The sequence below is a fragment of the Methyloversatilis sp. XJ19-49 genome, assembly GCF_024580145.1.
Lineage (GTDB): Bacteria > Pseudomonadota > Gammaproteobacteria > Burkholderiales > Rhodocyclaceae > Methyloversatilis.
Map to the genome: position 1 here is coordinate 1 of NZ_JANINI010000010.1, position 2,948 is coordinate 2,948.

General features: G+C 67.3%; 2 protein-coding genes. Both read left to right on the plus strand.

The window, feature by feature from the left end:
- The first annotated feature begins 453 nt into the window (after positions 1 to 453).
- A complete protein-coding gene (locus NMQ16_RS12605) occupies positions 454 to 1,935 on the plus strand; it encodes a SulP family inorganic anion transporter (protein ID WP_257081078.1) in 1,482 nt (493 codons plus the stop codon).
- A 2-nt stretch (positions 1,936 to 1,937) separates the two neighbouring features.
- Positions 1,938 to 2,801 (plus strand): universal stress protein, encoded by an 864-nt coding sequence (locus NMQ16_RS12610; RefSeq protein ID WP_257081079.1) that lies wholly within the window; start codon positions 1,938 to 1,940, stop codon positions 2,799 to 2,801.
- The last annotated feature ends 147 nt before the right edge of the window (positions 2,802 to 2,948 follow it).

The window sequence follows — 2,948 nt, forward strand, 5'->3', positions numbered from 1 at the left end:
GCCGCTCCCACAGGGCCGGAGCCCATCGCGGCGAGGCCGCCGCTCCCACAGGGCCGGAGCCCATCGCGGCGAGGCCGCCGCTCCCACAGGGCCGGAGCCCATCGCGGCGGGGCCGCCGCTCCCACAGGGCCGGAGCCCATCGCGGCGGGGCCGCCGCTCCCACAGGGCCGGAGCTCATCGCGGCGAGGCCGCCGATCCCACAGAACAGCTCCCACAAGGACCGCTCCCGCAGGCCGTGTGCGACCGGTCACTCCGGTTACAATGTTGCCATGCAACAAAACCCTCCTGCTTCCGACCTGCGTCCTGCCGGTCCGCCATAGCGTCCTCGCACTGCTGCTGGCGCCCCGATTGCGAGCGCCGTGTCCGTTCCCCCCGATAGTCGTGCCGCCCCGCCTCATGCGGGCGTGTGCTCCCGTCCCGTGCAGGCGGAACGCAAAAAATTCAGGATTCAACATGTCCATCAAAACACTGCGCCAGGACTGGCTGTCCAATGTGCGCAACGATCTGCTGGCCGGCCTCGTGGTCGCGCTGGCGCTCATTCCCGAGGCGATCGCCTTTTCCATCATTGCCGGCGTTGATCCGAAGATCGGGCTGTATGCCTCCTTCTGCATCGCCACCGTGATCGCCTTCGTCGGCGGCCGGCCGGGCATGATTTCGGCCGCCACCGGCGCGATGGCATTGGTCATGGTGTTGCTGGTGAAGGATCACGGGCTGCAGTATCTGCTGGCCGCCACGCTGCTCACCGGCGTGTTGCAGATCGCGGCCGGTGTGTTCCGGCTGGGAGCCCTGATGCGCTTCGTGTCGCGCTCGGTCATCACCGGCTTCGTCAATGCGCTGGCCATTCTCATCTTCATGGCGCAACTGCCGGAGCTGACCGGCGTCGGCTGGCAGGTGTATGCGATGACGGCCGCCGGGCTGGGCATCATCTACCTGTTCCCCTATGTGACGAAGGCGGTGCCGTCGCCGCTGGTCACCATCGTCGTGCTGACCGCGGTGGCCATCGCGCTCGATCTGGACATCCGCACCGTGGGCGACATGGGTGAGTTGCCGGACAGCCTGCCGGTGTTCCTCATTCCCGACATTCCGCTGAACTTCGAAACGCTGCGCATCATCTTTCCGTACGCGTTGACGCTGGCCGTCGTCGGCCTGCTGGAATCGATGATGACCGCCTCCATCGTCGACGACCTGACCGATACCACCAGCAACAAGAACCGCGAATGCGTGGGGCAGGGCGTGGCGAACATCGCCAGCGGCTTCATCGGCGGCATGGCGGGCTGCGCGATGATCGGCCAGTCGGTCATCAACGTGAAATCAGGCGGCCGCGGCCGGCTGTCCACGCTGACCGCCGGAGTGGTGCTGCTCATGCTTGTGGTCTTTGCCGGCGAGTGGGTGGCGCGCATTCCGATGGCCGCGCTGGTGGCGGTGATGATCATGGTGTCCATCGGCACCTTCAGCTGGAGCTCGCTGCGCAACCTGCGCGAGCACCCGGCCAGTTCCAGCGTCGTCATGCTGGCGACCACGGTCATGACCGTGCTGACGCACGATCTCGCGCAGGGTGTGCTGGTCGGTGTGCTGCTGTCCGGCTTCTTCTTCGCGCACAAGGTCGGCCGCATCCTGCACATCACGTCGCAGACCGGCGACGAGGGGCGTCAGCGCACCTACCGCGTCAGTGGCCAGGTGTTCTTCGCTTCCGCCGACCGCTTCGTGGCCGCCTTCGACTACCGCGAAGTGATCGACCGCGTGCGCATCGACGTCAGTCGTGCGCACTTCTGGGACATCACCGCGATCAGCGCGCTCGACAAGGTGGTGATCAAGTTCCGCCGCGAAGGCACCGAGGTCGAGGTGATCGGCATGAACGAAGCCAGCGCCACGCTTGTGGACCGGTTCGCCGTGCATGACAAGGATGGCGCCGACATGCTGATGGGCGGCCACTGATCATGAACATGGACAACAAGGTGCTCGCCTGCGTCGACCAGTCGCCCTGGGCCGACCATGTCGCCGACTACGCCGCCTGGGCCGCGCAGCGGCTCGACGCGCCGCTCGAATTCCTGCACGTGATCGACCGCCATCCGGAGCGCGGCTCGGGCAAGGACCACAGCGGCAGCATAGGCGTCGACGCGCAGGAAGCTCTGCTGACCGAACTGAGCGAACAGGACGCCGTCTTTGCCCGCACCGCTCGCGAGCAGGGACGCGTGTTCCTGAACCGGCTGCGCGAGCGCGCAACCGGCGCGGGCGCCGGCTGCATCGACACCCGGCAGCGCTATGGCGAACTGGAGGAGACGCTGGTCGAGCAGCAGCACGACGTGCGCCTGCTGGTGATCGGCCGGCGCGGTGAATCTGCCGCGACCACGCAGCGTGACCTCGGCCGCAATGTCGAGCGTGTGGTGCGCGCGCTGACCCGCCCCATCCTCACCGTCACCGATGCCTTCCGCGCGCCGAAGAAGGTGCTCGTGGCGTACGACGGCGGCGGCATCACCCGGCGCGGCATCGACATGCTGGCTGCCAGTCCGCTGTTGCGCGGGCTGGACGTACATGTGCTGATGTCCGGTCCGGAGCGTCCGGGGGCACCGAAAGACATCGAACAGGCCTGTGCCACGCTGAACGCCGGTGGCCTGAACGCGAGCGGCCGCATCATCCCCGGCGACCCGGAACAGGTGATTTCACACTACGCTTCGAACGAGGAGATGGACCTGCTGGTGATGGGTGCCTGGAGCCACTCGCCGCTGCGCAGCCTGCTGTTCGGCAGCAAGACTTCCGACCTGTTGCGCTCGGCGCGCCTGCCGGTGCTGCTGTTGCGCTGATCAAGCCGAAGGGGGGCGGCCTGTGAGCGGTGACCTGAGAGCGGTGACCTGAGAGCGGTGACCTGTGGGAGCGGCGGCCTCGCCGCGATCGGCGCGTTGATCAGCGATCATCGCGGTTTCGATCGCGGCGAGGCCGCCGCTCCCACA